This window comes from Lachnoclostridium sp. An138, assembly GCF_002160765.1.
Lineage (GTDB): Bacteria > Bacillota > Clostridia > Lachnospirales > Lachnospiraceae > Laedolimicola > Laedolimicola faecalis.
The window spans coordinates 1-14,606 of record NZ_NFLF01000030.1; the positions used below are offsets into that span (position 1 = coordinate 1).

The 14,606-nt window shown below is 45.0% G+C and carries 23 protein-coding genes; 18 read left to right on the forward strand and 5 right to left on the reverse strand.

The annotated features are described in order from the left end of the window. Positions 1-120 precede the first annotated feature (120 nt). Both B5E82_RS16430 and B5E82_RS16435 read left to right on the forward strand, forming a co-directional pair. Complete coding sequence (locus B5E82_RS16430) at positions 121-657, forward strand: RNA polymerase sigma factor (protein WP_087308617.1); 537 nt, start codon at positions 121-123, stop codon at positions 655-657. A 15-nt stretch (positions 658-672) separates the two neighbouring features. Next, a complete protein-coding gene (locus B5E82_RS16435) occupies positions 673-2,079 on the forward strand; it encodes a DUF4367 domain-containing protein (RefSeq protein WP_087308618.1) in 1,407 nt (468 codons plus the stop codon). A gap of 134 nt (positions 2,080-2,213) precedes the next feature. On the opposite strand, the gene B5E82_RS16440 is transcribed toward B5E82_RS16435, so the two are convergent. The 5 genes from B5E82_RS16440 to B5E82_RS16460 all read right to left on the reverse strand — a co-directional run bounded on the left by B5E82_RS16440 (position 2,214) and on the right by B5E82_RS16460 (position 7,506). Further along, complete coding sequence (locus tag B5E82_RS16440; RefSeq protein ID WP_330398412.1) at positions 2,214-2,393, reverse strand: DUF1540 domain-containing protein; 180 nt, start codon at positions 2,391-2,393, stop codon at positions 2,214-2,216. Positions 2,394-2,809: 416 nt separating this feature from the next. Then, complete coding sequence (locus B5E82_RS16445; protein WP_087308619.1) at positions 2,810-3,343, reverse strand: ECF transporter S component; 534 nt, start codon at positions 3,341-3,343, stop codon at positions 2,810-2,812. A 612-nt stretch (positions 3,344-3,955) separates the two neighbouring features. Next, the gene (locus B5E82_RS16450; RefSeq protein WP_087308620.1) at positions 3,956-5,329 is read right to left on the reverse strand and encodes a tyrosine-type recombinase/integrase; all 1,374 of its coding nucleotides are present in this window, start codon (positions 5,327-5,329) and stop codon (positions 3,956-3,958) included. Between the two features lie 439 nt (positions 5,330-5,768). Further along, positions 5,769-6,860 (reverse strand): phage minor capsid protein, encoded by a 1,092-nt coding sequence (locus B5E82_RS16455; RefSeq protein WP_087308621.1) that lies wholly within the window; start codon positions 6,858-6,860, stop codon positions 5,769-5,771. 25 nt (positions 6,861-6,885) lie between these two features. Continuing rightward, a complete protein-coding gene (locus B5E82_RS16460; protein WP_242966357.1) occupies positions 6,886-7,506 on the reverse strand; it encodes a helix-turn-helix domain-containing protein in 621 nt (206 codons plus the stop codon). Positions 7,507-7,645: 139 nt separating this feature from the next. On the opposite strand from B5E82_RS16460, the gene B5E82_RS16465 reads away from it, so the two are divergent. The 16 genes from B5E82_RS16465 to B5E82_RS16540 all read left to right on the forward strand — a co-directional run bounded on the left by B5E82_RS16465 (position 7,646) and on the right by B5E82_RS16540 (position 14,532). Beyond that, positions 7,646-7,843: a helix-turn-helix domain-containing protein gene (locus tag B5E82_RS16465; RefSeq protein ID WP_087308623.1), complete on the forward strand. Its 198-nt coding sequence runs from the start codon at positions 7,646-7,648 to the stop codon at positions 7,841-7,843. A gap of 2 nt (positions 7,844-7,845) precedes the next feature. Further along, positions 7,846-8,052, forward strand: coding sequence for a hypothetical protein (locus tag B5E82_RS16470; RefSeq protein ID WP_087308624.1), 207 nt, complete (start codon positions 7,846-7,848; stop codon positions 8,050-8,052). Beyond that, complete coding sequence (locus tag B5E82_RS18595; RefSeq protein ID WP_242966358.1) at positions 8,045-8,413, forward strand: excisionase family DNA-binding protein; 369 nt, start codon at positions 8,045-8,047, stop codon at positions 8,411-8,413. Before B5E82_RS16470 ends, B5E82_RS18595 begins: the two co-directional genes overlap by 8 nt. Then, complete coding sequence (locus tag B5E82_RS16480; RefSeq protein ID WP_087308625.1) at positions 8,403-8,792, forward strand: hypothetical protein; 390 nt, start codon at positions 8,403-8,405, stop codon at positions 8,790-8,792. The genes B5E82_RS18595 and B5E82_RS16480 overlap by 11 nt, the downstream gene beginning before the upstream one ends. 50 nt (positions 8,793-8,842) lie before the next feature. Beyond that, positions 8,843-9,877, forward strand: a complete 1,035-nt coding sequence (locus B5E82_RS16485) for an AAA family ATPase (RefSeq protein WP_087308626.1) — start codon at positions 8,843-8,845, stop codon at positions 9,875-9,877. Positions 9,878-10,087: 210 nt separating this feature from the next. Next, complete coding sequence (locus tag B5E82_RS16490; RefSeq protein WP_087308627.1) at positions 10,088-10,309, forward strand: hypothetical protein; 222 nt, start codon at positions 10,088-10,090, stop codon at positions 10,307-10,309. A 35-nt stretch (positions 10,310-10,344) separates the two neighbouring features. Then, positions 10,345-10,596, forward strand: coding sequence for a hypothetical protein (locus B5E82_RS16495; protein ID WP_087308628.1), 252 nt, complete (start codon positions 10,345-10,347; stop codon positions 10,594-10,596). Next, the gene (locus B5E82_RS16500; protein WP_087308629.1) at positions 10,593-10,814 is read left to right on the forward strand and encodes a hypothetical protein; all 222 of its coding nucleotides are present in this window, start codon (positions 10,593-10,595) and stop codon (positions 10,812-10,814) included. The genes B5E82_RS16495 and B5E82_RS16500 overlap by 4 nt, the downstream gene beginning before the upstream one ends. Positions 10,815-10,918: 104 nt before the next feature. Continuing rightward, the gene (locus tag B5E82_RS16505; protein WP_087308630.1) at positions 10,919-11,428 is read left to right on the forward strand and encodes a hypothetical protein; all 510 of its coding nucleotides are present in this window, start codon (positions 10,919-10,921) and stop codon (positions 11,426-11,428) included. Continuing rightward, a complete protein-coding gene (locus tag B5E82_RS16510; protein WP_087308631.1) occupies positions 11,425-11,664 on the forward strand; it encodes a hypothetical protein in 240 nt (79 codons plus the stop codon). Before B5E82_RS16505 ends, B5E82_RS16510 begins: the two co-directional genes overlap by 4 nt. After that, positions 11,651-11,845, forward strand: a complete 195-nt coding sequence (locus B5E82_RS16515) for a hypothetical protein (RefSeq protein WP_087308632.1) — start codon at positions 11,651-11,653, stop codon at positions 11,843-11,845. The genes B5E82_RS16510 and B5E82_RS16515 overlap by 14 nt, the downstream gene beginning before the upstream one ends. 493 nt (positions 11,846-12,338) lie before the next feature. After that, positions 12,339-12,707 (forward strand): hypothetical protein, encoded by a 369-nt coding sequence (locus tag B5E82_RS16520; protein WP_087308633.1) that lies wholly within the window; start codon positions 12,339-12,341, stop codon positions 12,705-12,707. A gap of 23 nt (positions 12,708-12,730) precedes the next feature. Continuing rightward, positions 12,731-12,982: a hypothetical protein gene (locus B5E82_RS16525; protein ID WP_087308634.1), complete on the forward strand. Its 252-nt coding sequence runs from the start codon at positions 12,731-12,733 to the stop codon at positions 12,980-12,982. After that, positions 12,979-13,422 (forward strand): hypothetical protein, encoded by a 444-nt coding sequence (locus tag B5E82_RS16530; RefSeq protein ID WP_087308635.1) that lies wholly within the window; start codon positions 12,979-12,981, stop codon positions 13,420-13,422. Before B5E82_RS16525 ends, B5E82_RS16530 begins: the two co-directional genes overlap by 4 nt. Positions 13,423-13,432: 10 nt before the next feature. Beyond that, positions 13,433-13,645: a hypothetical protein gene (locus B5E82_RS16535; protein ID WP_087308636.1), complete on the forward strand. Its 213-nt coding sequence runs from the start codon at positions 13,433-13,435 to the stop codon at positions 13,643-13,645. Beyond that, positions 13,642-14,532, forward strand: coding sequence for a hypothetical protein (locus B5E82_RS16540; RefSeq protein WP_087308637.1), 891 nt, complete (start codon positions 13,642-13,644; stop codon positions 14,530-14,532). Before B5E82_RS16535 ends, B5E82_RS16540 begins: the two co-directional genes overlap by 4 nt. The last annotated feature ends 74 nt before the right edge of the window (positions 14,533-14,606 follow it).

Sequence of the window (14,606 nt, forward strand, 5' to 3'; positions counted from 1 at the left end):
ATAGATGGGAATCAGGATGAGGGGAGTACCTCTTAGAAGTCCTTACCATCTATACCAAAAAAGAATAAGTCTGTAAGCTGTTTTTCTTGCTTACAAACTTATTATACGAGGAGGTTCAGGATGGAACGGGACAAAACAGAAAAACTTATTTTCCGGGCCAGAAACGGAGACGCGGACGCATTTGTGGAACTGATGGAAGGGTATAAACAGTCCATGTATAAAACGGCAAAGGCCTGGCTTATGCGGGAAGAGGATGTGGCGGACGCCATATCAGAGACGATTCTTGACTGCTTTGAGCATCTGGATGCTTTAAAGGAACCACGGTATTTCGGCACCTGGCTGGTAAGGATTCTGCTCAATAACTGCAGCAATATAAGAAAACAGAATCAGAAATACGGGCCGGCGGCCGGGCCGGAGATGCTGGAAAGAAACGCGGACCTGAGAGGCAGCAGTGAGGAGGAGGATAACAGGGCATTCCTGGAATATCTGGAGCCCTTAAACGAAGAGGACAGGAGACTGATGATTTTGTTCTATGTGTGGGGATTTCGAACCAGGGAAATAGGAGAGCTGCTGCACTGGAAAGAGGCCACGGTGAAAGCCAGACTTCAGCGGGGAAGGGAGAAGATCAAGAAAAGCTTTTTCCCACTGGTGGTATAGAGAGGAGGAAGACAGATGCGTAAAAACGAAAACAGAATTTTGAATCAGGATCTTGTGATTCCGGAAGAGACACAGCGGAAGATAGAGGCAGCCTATGATATTGTGCGGGCCCGAAACAGAGCGGCGCAGGACGGACGGAAAAAAATTTCCTGTCCCAGACGTGTATGGAAACCCTCTGCGGCAGTTGTGCTGGCGGCTGCCATGATTCTGATCTGCGGTCTGGGCGTCGCGGCGGCGGTCGGCCATTTTACCAAGCAGGTGGAAGAAACCGACAGCACTGCCAGCTATACCTTTGAGGTCAATTATGAGCTGAAGCCGGTGGAGGTGACGGCGGTTCCGGAGTATCTGCCGGAAGATATGACAGTGGCAGACGGAGGCAAATATGGTTCCGGGAAGGAGGATGGAAGGAATATCACTGTCTGGGCCATGAATATGGCAGATATTGATTATTACTGCCGGACAATGGACTTTACCGGAGTGGAGAAGGTGGAAAAAACCACGATTCAGGGTATGGAGGCCCATCTGATTACCTATCAGGATGCGGAAAAACACCGGAAGTCAAAGGACATTTATCTGTTTAATCCCGAAGATGGCTATGTGCTCTGGGTGTGGGGAGACTATGCAGTCTCCATGGATGAGCTTGCGAAGGTGGCTGAGGGCCTGACGATTACGGTGACGGAAAATCCGGAACTGGCCTATATGACAGAGGAAGAGAAGACGGAGGAAGCGCGGCTTGAGAAAGAGGCTCAGGAAGCCTGGGAGGCTGCGGTAGACCGCGGCGTGGCGCCGGAAGATATTACAGCTGTGGGAGAGACTCTGGATGCGCTATATCTCACAGGCGCCAGCTACACGGTGGAAGAAGCGGCCTTTTACGACAGCCTCTATGAGGTGCCCGGGTATAATCCGGAGGGAGTCTGCGACAGGGAAGAGCTGGAAGCCTGGCTGAATGAGGACGGCACCCATAAGCCTTATCTGCGTTCCACACTGGATGAAAACGCGCAAATCGTGGAGGAGAAAGAGATGGGAGTGAAGTTCCTGGCTGTAACGGCGACGGTACGCCAGGAGAAGGCTTACGACCCGGAATGGGACGGAACGCCCTTTGACGCGGTGCTGGTCCGCCTGGAGGAAAATGAAGACGGCCGGCTGGTGCCGGCTCCGGAGCGTTATGCCGCAGTTCCCAGTGAAGACTATGACCTTCAGATGGACGGCAGATGTTTTTATCTGAATCAGACGGCAGACACCATGAACGATCCGCAGTATTTCTGGCGTCATATGGAGGCGGGAGACAGCCAGACCTACACCATGGTCTTTGCGGTGGATGAGGATCTGGCGGAGAATCAGGAAGAAAATCAGAATCTGGTGCTGATATTTAACGGAACCGGAAACGATCCGGAAAATCCCAGATACAGCGCGCTGTGGTAAAGCGGTAAAAGCAGCGTCGGTGTTCCGGAGGCGTATTGCCCCCTTGTACACCGGCGCTGTCCCGTGAAAAAGGCTCTCTGACGGAATTTGCTGTGAGAACAGAGATTCCTGCAGGGAGCTTTTTTCAATTTACGTTATAAAGGACTTCCGGCCTTGTTGACAAAGGACTGGCAGTCGGTACATTCTGCCTTTGTCGGGTTCATCTCGTGGGTCCCGACCTGGATCTTGTTCAGGGTGCAGTAGTTCTCTTTCTGCGCGTGATACGCGCAGTTACTGACTGTACAGGCAATGCATTCATTTTTGTTTGTCATCATGATAATTTCCTCCTTTTTTGCGGTCTGCGTCGGCAGACTATGAGATACAGATTTAGTATGTCTTGGATTGATTTTTTTATAAGTGGAAAATATCTGTCGGGAAAAATTTTTGAACATGAGTCCATACGGGTCAGATCAAAAAGAGCAGCGACGCTGTAAAAATCAGCTGTCTCTGCCCATGTATGTAATCGGGAGGAGCCCCGTTGTTTTTAGTCGAAGCTGGTCGGCACCGAAGCAGCACCGGCAGCCCCTTTTGTTTTATCTGATGGTATTATCATACAGTACGGTTGTGACTAATATGTGTCTGGACTCTTAATAAAAAATTGAGGAAGTCTAAAATATTTCTAAACTGCAGAAAAGGCTTGAAAAGCCTGCAAAATCCGGGAAAAATCTGCAAATATCCAAACTGAGACCGTTCACAGGGACCGATGTGTCAGTGTCAGCTGTCTGACTTCGGGGACAGCCATCAGCACCGGATAAAGGATCAGAGAGATCATCAGGCCGCTGACGCCCTGAATCAGATTGGCAGGGACGCTGGCAAGCGCGCCGGCTGGCCCGTACAGAAAGGACTCGCACAGAAAATAGCCTCCAGCCACCAGAAGAATATCCACGAGGCCACCTGCCGCCACTGCAGGATAACGGAATCTGGATATTTTCCCGGCTTTTTGGTAAATCAGCCCGCACAGCAGAGCAATCAGCCCCTTGATGACGAAGGTAACTGGCACATACACAAAATATCCGCCCAGCAGGTCCGCCAGCGCAGAACCGATCCCTGCGGCCAGAAAACCGGAAGAAGGGCCTAGAATCACGCCGGACAGAATGACCAGGGCGTCCCCGGGATGAATATATCCGCTGGTTCCGGGAGTGGGGATTCGGACAGCCATGGTGGCTGCGAAGGTAAGAGCTGCAAACAGAGCAGCAGTGATATGTTTTTTCAGATTGTCTTTCATAATTATCAGCCTCCTCGTAGTCTCCGGCGCGCACCAGGTCTGGCAGGCTGGCAGGAACGCAGTCCGGATGTCAGCTATACTGTACACCTGAAATGGTATGAATAAAATAGTCAGTTTTAATAAAAATGACCAGGCCAGTTAAAAACATCTCTGACAGCAGTGTTTCAGGAGAGGGGAATGGTGCTGTACTTTAATAAGACCTCTCGGTTTTCTGGTTTTTCTATGCACATTTACTTCAAACAGATGGGTCCCTGTCCTGACCGTGTGTGGCCTTGTCAACTGAGGATATTCTAAGTGCAGCAAAAAAATTCCAGTTTTACCCTGGCCTTTCCCCTCAGCAGAAATCTCTGGAATTCTTAATCGTTTTTCAATACTCCATTCTTTATTCAAAAAACAAAAAAGCCCTTGAAAATCAAGGACTTTTTCGGAAAGCTGGAAAAGAGACTTGAACTCTCGACCCCTTCATTACGAGAAAAGAAAAGTGAATTTTTTACGATACATCATTTTGTCGAATGCCCGGTTTTACGGGATTTGTTTGTGCTTTTCAGACTTCGCTTTCTCTGATTTTCTACAGCTTTTTGAAATTTTGTTAGTCAAATGTTAGTCAAAAGGTTAGTCAATGCCGGAAGCCCTGGAAGTCGCGCCATCCGGACAAAGAGCGCCGGCCATGATATCAGCCGCTTCCTGGTTCTTGGTCTTGAAGAAGTAGGAATAGATGTTCAGTGTCGTCGTGGCGTTGGAATGTCCGAGCACACCAGCCACAGAGCGCGGATCCATATTGTTTGATATCAGGATGGAGGCTGCCGTGTGCCGGAGATCATGCGGGGTCGTGCTGGGCGGGATCTGGTGTTCCTCGTCCTGAGCCACGTTCTGGTTATAAATCTGGATGATTCGCTTGAACTGGTGGTAAGGAGTGGAGGGATGCACCTGCTTTCCATCCTCCTGGATGAAAATATAGTTCTTGTCGAACTGTTTTCCGCGGTATCCTTTCCAGTAGCTTCCCTGCTCCAGGCATCTCTGCTTCTGCTCATTCTTCCATTGCCGGAGCACATTGGTGACAATAGGAGGAACAACAGGCATCCGGGAGCGATTGGTCTTTGTGCTCTTATGGACGATCTGCCGTTCTGCGTATGCCGTGGATTTTGATATATTGACGGTTCCGGTATCCAGATCAATGTCTTCCCAGGTAAGAGAAATGTTCTCCCCGCGGCGGTCGCCAGCAAAAAGAGCAAGGTAAAAGTAGGCCCGCCACATAAGGGAGAGCTGCCATGTCGTGGTATACTCTGGAACATGGTATGTCTTTCCGTTTTTGTGGACGCGGTCGTGCGCCTTGTGCTTTAGTTGAATAGGGCTGTCCAGGGCCCACAGAAGCCACTGCACCTGCTCCAGGGTAAGATAATCCACTTTATACTCTTTCGGAGCCTTCTTGCTTCGTTTCTGCTTGCCAGAATAGATAATAGGATTGATTGGCAGCAGGCCCTCCCCTACGGCATAAGACAACAGAGAGCTTATGATGGCACAGTCTTTCGTAATGGAAGACTCGGCAAGGCCGCCGGGCTTTCCGTCCATCCGGCTCCCGTCCTGGCGTAGCTCCTTGCTGTAGTCCTTCAGCGTCTTGGGCGTGATATTTGCGATTTTCAGATGTCCGAGCCTTGGAATGATGCGCTGCCTGAGACTGCTTCTGTATGCAGACCAGGTAGTGAGAGCCATAGCATCGTTTTCCGGATCTCCGGCAGGCTCCATATCATCAAGAAACTGATTTGCCAGCTGCAGCAGGGTCAGGCGTTCACCTTTTATGGATTTACCGGCTTTTACGGCCCGCTCAAAGTCAAGCGCACATTCTTCTACAGCTTTTTCAATCTGCCGCTGTGTCATTCCCGGCTCTGGCGTGTAAGTTTTGGTCTCTAAAATCTGGCTGCCGTCAGGCCGCCGGCCGTTACTCACGGTGATTTGGTATGATGCTCCTCTTTTCCGGATGCTTGCCATGTATATCCCTTCTTTCGATATGGGGCCTGCTGCCGTTGCGACGTCGCAACAGCTTCCCGATTGAATTTGACAAACAGGCCAGGATGACATATAATATACTTAACAAGAGAGCCGATGACTAGAGTACACCTAGCCGCCGGTAAATGTGGTTTTACAAAAGTAGCGCCTTATCTTACCAGGACGAGGGCGCTACTTTTTGCGTGATATGTAAATAACAAGAGTTATCACTGCGCAAAGCATGGTTACAAATTGGAATAGCTCCGAGACTGTAATCATCAGCACCAGCTCCCTTCTTTTGTATTCCGGTTGCTGGTGTAGTCGCCCCATCGACCCCCTTGGTAAGCATATTATATTGTCATAGTGCGGAGGGCCGCCCTGTATAAGCTTCCTGCTGAACGCATTATTGCGTTGAGTGACCGCCCATTCTTTATGAAAAGAATTAGTCTAAGTCTATGTTGATTCCATACTCCTTGGCTGCTTCTACTAATTTCAAAAAGTTTTTGGAACGAGAATTTTTCATTCTTCTATAAGCACTAAAAGATTTAGGAGCAATATCTGGTAATTTTTTGACTAAATGGTAATATACAATTTCATCTTCTTTTTTTACCTTTTCGCCTTCTTGACTTTTTAAAAAATCAAGATAATTTTGTTTTTCTTCTTCAGAACGGTCATCGACAAATGGGCGTTGGCTTGCTTTTATAGCATCGACATGTTCTCCCATCTTGTTGAACACAGTGTCCTCCCCATCATTATGAAAAAAATATGCCGAAAAATGATGGCGGCATCCCTCATGTACTTGACCTGTTTTTCGTATTTTATCTGGCAATTTGGGAAATATTTTGCTTTTCCCGGATATGCTATATACACGTCCCTGTAATTTGTTACATTCTTCACAGCAATCACAGTGCGCACTCATCATTATGTAGTCTGTACCAAAACGTTTACAATCGGATAGTGTCTTATGCATTAGCTGTTCTTTTATATTGTAAAAATCAAAAGTTTCTCCACATGTTTTTACAGTTTTTAAATATTCTTTAATTCTTTTTTCTTCTGCTTCAAATTCTTCGAAGCGGCCTTCTCTCAATAGTATTCTGGAGTAATTTAGATAATCTTTTTCTTGGTATCCATTATCAGAAGCACTCATAAATAAGTGCAATCGCTTGTATATGCAATCTGATTCTTCAATTTTGCCCTTGTTACGCAAATTCGCAGCTTTCATTTTTAATACATATTCTAGGCTGCCAGTTATGCCATATCCTTCAAAAAGGTTATTTTCCTTAAAGCTTGGGACTGGTATACTTGCCAGAGACTTCTTATCTTCCAAGTCATAAAAAATACCATCAGATATTAAATATTTGGCATCATACCAACTCGTTTCGTCAGTAGGATATACATCATATATTTTCCCGTTTTTGAAGTAGATTGTTTGTGCATCAGGCATAGTATTTTGTGATGAAATTTTAAGACCACTTTCCGACTTTTCAGCTGAATCTAATCTCAAAGCATCCAGTAACTTTGTTATTATTTTCATTTGCACACCTCTGCTTATATGAAAATTAGTCTTTTGGATTCTTCTGGTACTCTGGTACTTTGGTAAGAAGTTCTATGGCTTCTAACGTTCTTGCAATTTGTTCATCAGCTTTTTTTCTTCCTTGCTCATTCAGTAGGGTATAAAATTTAGCAAAGGTATTACCGATTTTTTTTAGTTCTCTTTCCTCATAAGCGGCTTTAAATTTAATTTCTTGTGGACTTAATTCTACACCCCTTCCCAATTTAAGGATGATTCCATTGTATTCCAACTCGTCCAGATGTTCATAGTCATATACCCCGTCATTAGTTCGGAGCTTTAATTCTGGTTCATCTTGATATGTGCGGTCTTCCCTTGGCATTGTAAAACGCTTTGGAGGTGTTTCTATTTCTGTATCATTATGAAATCTAGCTCTATTTTTCCATGCGTCAGAAGTTATATCTGGTAATTCATAACTATCATCCAATAATATATACAATGCGATATCAAAAGCCTTGGCAATTTTTTTGATTTGTGTTACTCGTGGTTGACGGTTTCCGTTCTCCCAATAATTCACTGCTGATTGTGAAGCCCCTATTTTATCGGCAAATTCTTTTTGGGATAATCCGGTATTGTTTCTTAATTTATATAACTTTTCTGCGATTGTCATGGGCAACTCCTCCATGTACCCATTTTACCAATTTTAGAATGATGTGTAAATACAACCACGTTTGTTATTGACATATTATCACGAATGTGGTAAGCTGTCAATATCAACCACAAATGTGATTGCGAAAGGAGGACAAAAAGTGAGGTTGAGCAAAGAAAAAATTGATCTGGCTATGGCAAGGGAAAAGCTGACTGTTACAGAACTTGCAAAGCGATATGGTGTAAGCAGATCACGGATGAATTTCATATTAAATTGTCGAGAAGTGACAACAGTGTGTGCTGGTCGTATGGCAGATTCTTTGAAAGTCGATGTAATTGATATTTTGGAGGAGGCGTGACTATGCAATACCGTATCGAGTATGCAGGAAAAGGTCCCTATGATTTCGTAAATGGCAGATCGGAGCTGTTGAGACGATTGCAGGGTACTTCAAGAAAAATTATTGACATCCGGAAAGTCTATAAATCTGGCTCAACAGATTCGGTTCTTGACAGGTATATGTGTTACCTTGAACAGAAAAATGTAGAAGGGAGTGAACAACATGGATAAATCACAGCTTATTAATCGGTATACAGAGCTGGCGCATCGGCGCTCTGAGCTTCTTCTGTCCAGTCCGTGGGACCCAGATGTAGAGCGACAGGACCGTATACTCTGCCAGGAATTATCGGCGCTTGAGATTGCTTTGCGGGCATCTGCTGAAGAAACGGCGCACGTTCCTACAATGCTCGGCCTGCGGGAAGCCGCGGAGCAGACAGGATTGTCTTATGACCATCTCAGAAAATTGTGTCTGCAAGGAGAGGTAACATATATACGAGCTGGCTCCCGGTTCTTGATAAATAAGGAGAAGCTGATTGAGTATCTCAATAACCCAGGACAAGGTCGAAGAAAGGAAGCACGTATTGCCAAGTAAAGATGAGCTTCTGAACAGTATTCGGCCAGATATGAGATTGACGAAAGATTTCTTCCGGCGGGTATATGGATATGAAATATCATATCCAGACTTTGCAGAAGAAGCCATATCAGCATTAGAAGCGGCAGGGTGTACCCGGGCGCGGGAGCATTATGAAATTTGGGTAGGCGAGTATGAATCAAAGCATGACGCTCAAATGAAGGAAGTTTCTGTTTGGTATGTGCAGGAATCTAAAAGACAATGGGAGAAAAGGCAGAAAGAAGGTGAGGCGGTACGAGCGAGACAGCCAGAGGTGGAACAACTGAAAACGGACTTACAGCGGAAGAGCGACAGAGAGCTATTGATCTTATTGCAGAGGTTGAAGCAGAGCGACGCGTAGGCAATAAGGCAGTCTTTGATAAAGGTGAATTTAGGTTAGCAAAACAACCGATGAAATTTAGCCTGGAAAAAGCAAGTAACGTTATTATAAAAAATCCAGAATGGCTGATTCCGGAATATATTCCTAGATACGGAATAACCACAATAGCTGGTGAGGGTGGAACTGGAAAAACATCTGTCTGGTGTGAGATTGTAGCAAGTATCACATCGGGAAGAAATTCGTTTCTTCTGGGAGGACAGGTACCATTTACTAGTCCTCCGGAGGATGTTTTGGTGCTGTCGGCAGAAGATTCCTGGTCATATGTTCTTCGCGCCCGGCTTGAAGCCAATGGCGCAGATCTTGACAGGATTAGTTTTCTGTCACCAGAGGATGAAAGATTTGTCGATCTGAATTTTAACGGTGACTTATTGAAAGGGATTATCGAAGAGAATCGGCCGAGTGTTATTGTGTTTGACCCTTTGCAGGCATTTGTTCCGGCTAATTTGAAGATGGGTGATAGGAATGCTATGAGAAAATGCTTTTCTCCATTGATTGGATATGGTGAACAGTACAAGGTCACGTCAATTATTATCGCTCATGCAAATAAACAGTCAGGAGTATGGGGAAGAAAGAGGATTGCAGACAGCTCCGATATTTGGGATGCGTCCAGATCTGTTCTTATGGTGGGAACTACACCAGATGAAGGTATCCGGTACATATCTCAGGAAAAATCAAATTACGGGAAACTGAGTGATACTGTCTTATTTTCGCTCGATGAATGCGTACCGACCTTTAAATGTTATTCAACCAAGAGAGATAGGGAATTTATTCAGGCTGAAGCGAGGGAACGGAATATAAGGCCAGTGGTTGAAGATGCAAAGGATTTTATTATTGATACACTTAGAGAGCGGAAGCAGATAGAGATTCCTGAGTTAGATGGATTAGCCGTTGCAAACGGAATTAGCGAAAACGCTTTAAAGAATGCAAAGGCGGTTCTTAAAAAAGACAATTTAACACATGTTTGGTCTGTAGGATTTAATCCTAAAAAATATTTTATGTCTCTTAAAGCCCCCGAGAAAATCAACGAGTACGTTAAAAACCTTTAATTTATAGGGGTTTAGCGTAATAGAGGATCATCAACGAGTACGATAGAACGAATTGTTCGTACTAGGGGATGTCAACGAGTACGATAAAGCCAGTATTTATAAGGGTTTACACCGTACTGGGGGATTCTTTCAGCATATATAAGAGCTATCCCCGAGTAAGCGGAAAAAATTCTTGAGGTTTTATCTTAAATTTACAGGAGGGAAAGAAAAATGTTTGAGAATTGCGAAGTAATCGGAACGGTGCATTCTCAGAAGTTGGGAACTGACGTCCCGCTTCTGGGGATTACATGGATGTCAGATGAGGAATGGCAAAGGCTTGCAGAAGAAGGCGCAGTGGAAAATTACATTCGTGAGAATGACCACGAACCGGAAAGCCTGGAAGAAGCGTTCCGCTGGCAGAGAGAATGGCTGGACAACAAAGAGGTTATATAAGCGCCGCACTATCTGCGGACGGAAGGGAGGTTTTTATGGACGAGAAACTTTTAGAAAAGCTGGACGAGCTGATACAGGAGCTGTCCTGTATGAATGCAACCCTGGAGAGCATTTCAGATAATCTGGAGGTTTTGGCGGGCTGTGTGGATGCTGATGAGGGGAAGCCGCGGCTGCTCATTGATGGTCGTGTGGCAAAGTATGATCCGGTGGCTGTGCAAAATGCCCGGGCAGTACAGCGGAGAATGGCTGGCGTATCTGAGCAGAACAGGAGGAACGAGGCGGAATGAAAATTATGATTCAGGACAGAACAATGATTATTGAACAGCCCCGATGCCTCTGGGTAGAGCCACGGGCCGAGCCTGAAGGCGGAGTTATTGCCAGTAATGTCCGGCGTGCTCCGATTCTGGGAGAGTATCCTACAAAGGAGCGGGCATTGGAGGTGCTGAATGAAATCTTTGAGTATCAGAGACACGGCAAAGTCAATTACTATATGCCAATAAAATGAAAATGCCCTTACCAGTGCGCCAACACTGGCAGGGGCGGCATAGCCGGAGCTACACAATAAAACCATTTACACAGTAGCACGATTCCGGCGGAAAGGTCAATATTATGAAATATGAAAAAGTGAATGAGAAATTAAGGATTTTCTCTTGTAGTATATCTGATTTGACAAGTGAACAAGCGGCACATTTCTTGCAGTTATGGGAAGATGGAGCAACATTGGGAATGTTATCTTTGTTTTATGATCTGGAAGAAGATGCTCTTGTGCTAAATAGGGATAATAAGGAATATCCCAAGTATTTGGAAATGGCTGAATTTGTTTTAAGTGCAGATGATAAAACTCTGGAATCATTTGAAAAATCTTTGCCGGAAAGCACAAGAGAGACATTTTATGTAATTGATAATTTTAAACGCCAAAGAAAGGCAAGGCAGGAGGTTCGGATAATTGAGCATCAACAGCCTATATATAGATATTCGCCTGAAGGGGATGTGTTGAGGGAGCTATGCTGCATCCGCAATGATTGGCTTTTACTGTCTCTGGTGTATAATTATGGCTTTATTCAAGGAAAGAGAGTAGAGAGAAGAAGAAAAAACCAGAAGGGAGGTGCGAAGGCATGATGAACTTTAATCTCATTGAAGAAAACGGCGTTCAGTTTATGGAAATGTATTGTCCCAGCGTTGCGGAGGTCGTGGGCCTGGCTCCGAAAGGAAGCTCTAAGCCACTGCGCTTCCCGATTATAGGATTTGAGAAAGATGGAGAGGGCAATATGGTTCCTCTTTTGGGTGTCAAAATGATGTCGGATGAGAAGTACAAACAAATGACAAGGGAGAAAAGATATTATGGCGGAATATAAAGAATTTGTTTTGAGCATTGCAGAGACTGTTGTGTATGTGAAAAAGCTGACAGATGAACAATATCGGAAGTGGAGGAAAGAGGCCTTGGAGTTGGCGGATCAGAGTACAAGTGAGATCGCCGGAAAGGTTTTAGAATTAATTGACGTTTATAGAAAGAGGAAGATAAATGTTTGCAACTGATGTTATTTCACAGATAAAGAGACAGAGGAATGCCTGGATGATGGCCGCAATAGCCAGCCTGATATTGAACGTGATCCAGTTTATCTGCAGAAAATAACCTTTTATGAGCCGTGGAACGGTGCGCCAACACCCGAACCCGGCGGCATATCAGGGGAAAATAAATATTATAGAGCCGGACGCAAGACGCAGAGCCAGAACCTGCTTAGAGTAGTGGAAATCTGGCTCTGTTTTTGCGTTAAATGTGGGGAGAGGTGATTGAAAAATTTGGTGTAAAATAATAGTAATGATAATAACAACGGAGAAAGGGGCAGGAATATGTGTAATACGGCTATAAGAAGCGCAATTCAAAACGCGGGCGTCAGGCACTGGATGGTAGCTGATAAATTGGGTATTTCGGAGACAACTTTCTGTAGAATGTTGAGAAAAGAATTGCCTGAGGAGCGCAGGAAAGAGGTGCTTGAAGCTGTGGAAAGGGCAAAGGCGGGTTGATTGAGTGGCAAGAAAACGAATTTTTACAGAAGACCTCATAGCGGCTTTTCTGGAGTATGATAAGATTTCTGATATTATGCGGGCAACTGGCCTCAGCAGGAATACAGTCACAAGGTACCGGGATGATCCACAATTTCAGGATATACTGAATCAGCGTAGAGTGCAGATAATCCGCCGGAGTGTCCAGAAGATGCAGCAGTCTCTGACGGACTGTGTGAATGTGCTGAATCGTATCATCAATAATGATGATATTTCGCCTCAGATAAGGGTAAACGCTATTCAGATTATGATGTCGCAGTGCAAGTCTTGGACAGAAACAGCAGACTTGGCAGAGCGGGTGGAGGCACTGGAAAGGCAGAGCAAAGAGGAATAATTGACTGATTTCAGGGGTGCAATATGAAGTCTTTATATGCAAGAATCGAGGCGCTGGAGAAACAGGCTCCTCAAAATCTAATTTTGGCAGTTCCTATGGCTGATGGGACCGAAAGAAAAATGAATGTAAAAGAATTTCTGACTTGTGCTCCGGATAAGCTTGCAGATCCGGTGAAAGACAGAGAATGTATATTTCCATTTCGCATAGTACAGGGGAATAGTTTGAAAGACCTGGATGCCTTACTGGATGGATATGTACCGATGAGGGAATTATGATTGAGCTTGAAAAGAGAATTAAATTGTTAGAAAGCCGAATGGCACTTCGCCAAAAAGAAAAGAAACGGCATGAACCTTTTATGGTTCTGGCTCCCTGGTCGATAGCAAAAGATGAAACGATTATAAAGTATTATCCGGAAGGGCTTTATCAGTCGCCAAAAGTCTTAGAGTATTTGACTTTGAGAGAAGCTGTTGATTTGGCGGATGAAGAATTTAAAAAGAAATTGTATGTTCAGGTTAGTATGGGAATGTGCATTGAATGGATGCACGTTTTCACGCAGACAGGCAAATTGTACACGCAGGAGCAAAAAGAAAGGTTTAGAAATCGGGACATGGAGCAATATCCGGAGATTGCCTGGTTATATCAAACGGATGAGGGCCGGGAAATGGCAAAGGTGCTGGCCCGTTTACCTCAAACGTGGAGTTTCTGCGGTATTTAGAGGAGACAGAATGAATTTAGAACAAAGAATAAGAAAGCTAGAAGATGCAGAGGAACAGAAAAAACGGAAATTTGTTGTCTTTCCTCGATTCTATAATGGACAGTATTATATCGGCGGAGAACCCATTGAGGATCTGGGAGCGTATATGCGTCAGTGTGGTGCCAAGGTTGCTATCGTTAATGATTTGCCGAGAATGAATGAAAAAGGAGAACAGATTTTATGAACAGGATACTGGCAGGAATTGTGGTAGATGAAGAACTGTACGAAAAGCTCGTAGCGCGCCGATATGACGTTTCGCCAGATTGGAGGAACGTGCCGCTTGAAACAGTAGAAATAGCTGCTGATTCAAAGGATTATGCAAAGTATCCAGAATGGCAGAAGAAGTGCCGGGAAATTGTAGAGCAGGTAAAAGCGGAAATTAAGAAATATTATTCAGCCAAAGATGGCAGAAAGGAATACAAAACTATGAGACATCAGGATTTTACCGGATATGTGGATGATTTGAGAAAGATTCAGGAGGACATGGGCAATAAGGCCCAGAGCCTTTGTGGGACCGTGGAGAAAGCGCGGGAGACTTGGAAACGAGTAACGAATGATAAGAGCATCAGTGAGTTGGGGAGAGCCGAATGGAAGGCCACATATTTGAGGGCCGAGGAAGATTTTAAAACGGCTATTGCAGATTTACATACTGAAATGAACGAGGCACTTGACAAGGTGCAGGAACAGCTTCAGGAGCATCTGGACGATTTCTATGGTCCTAACGGAAGCCGGATTGACGATACTACAATGAAGCTGCTTAATGCCGAGTTTCCTTTTAATGAAGCTGAATTTGACCGTCTGGCTGGCAGATATACGGATAATCCTACTATGCTCCGGATACTTGACCAGTACGCAAGAGCACACGAACTCAGCTCTCGGATGGTTGTGACGCTCTCCTATTATGCAAAACAGCGTGGCCAGAAGGAGATGGATTATTTCAAAGGGCTTCGTGAACTGGCGTTGATGGCTATTCGTGACAAAGGTGTGATTCCGTCCTATCAGGCCAGATTTGATGAAATGGTGGAGAAGACCATAGCAAGCCTTAAGGCTATCCCGGTGCGTCCGATGTGAATTAGGAGGGCAGTATGATAGTTGTAGGTATTTTACTATTTGTGATTGTGTGTGAGTTGGCGGCGATTCTGACA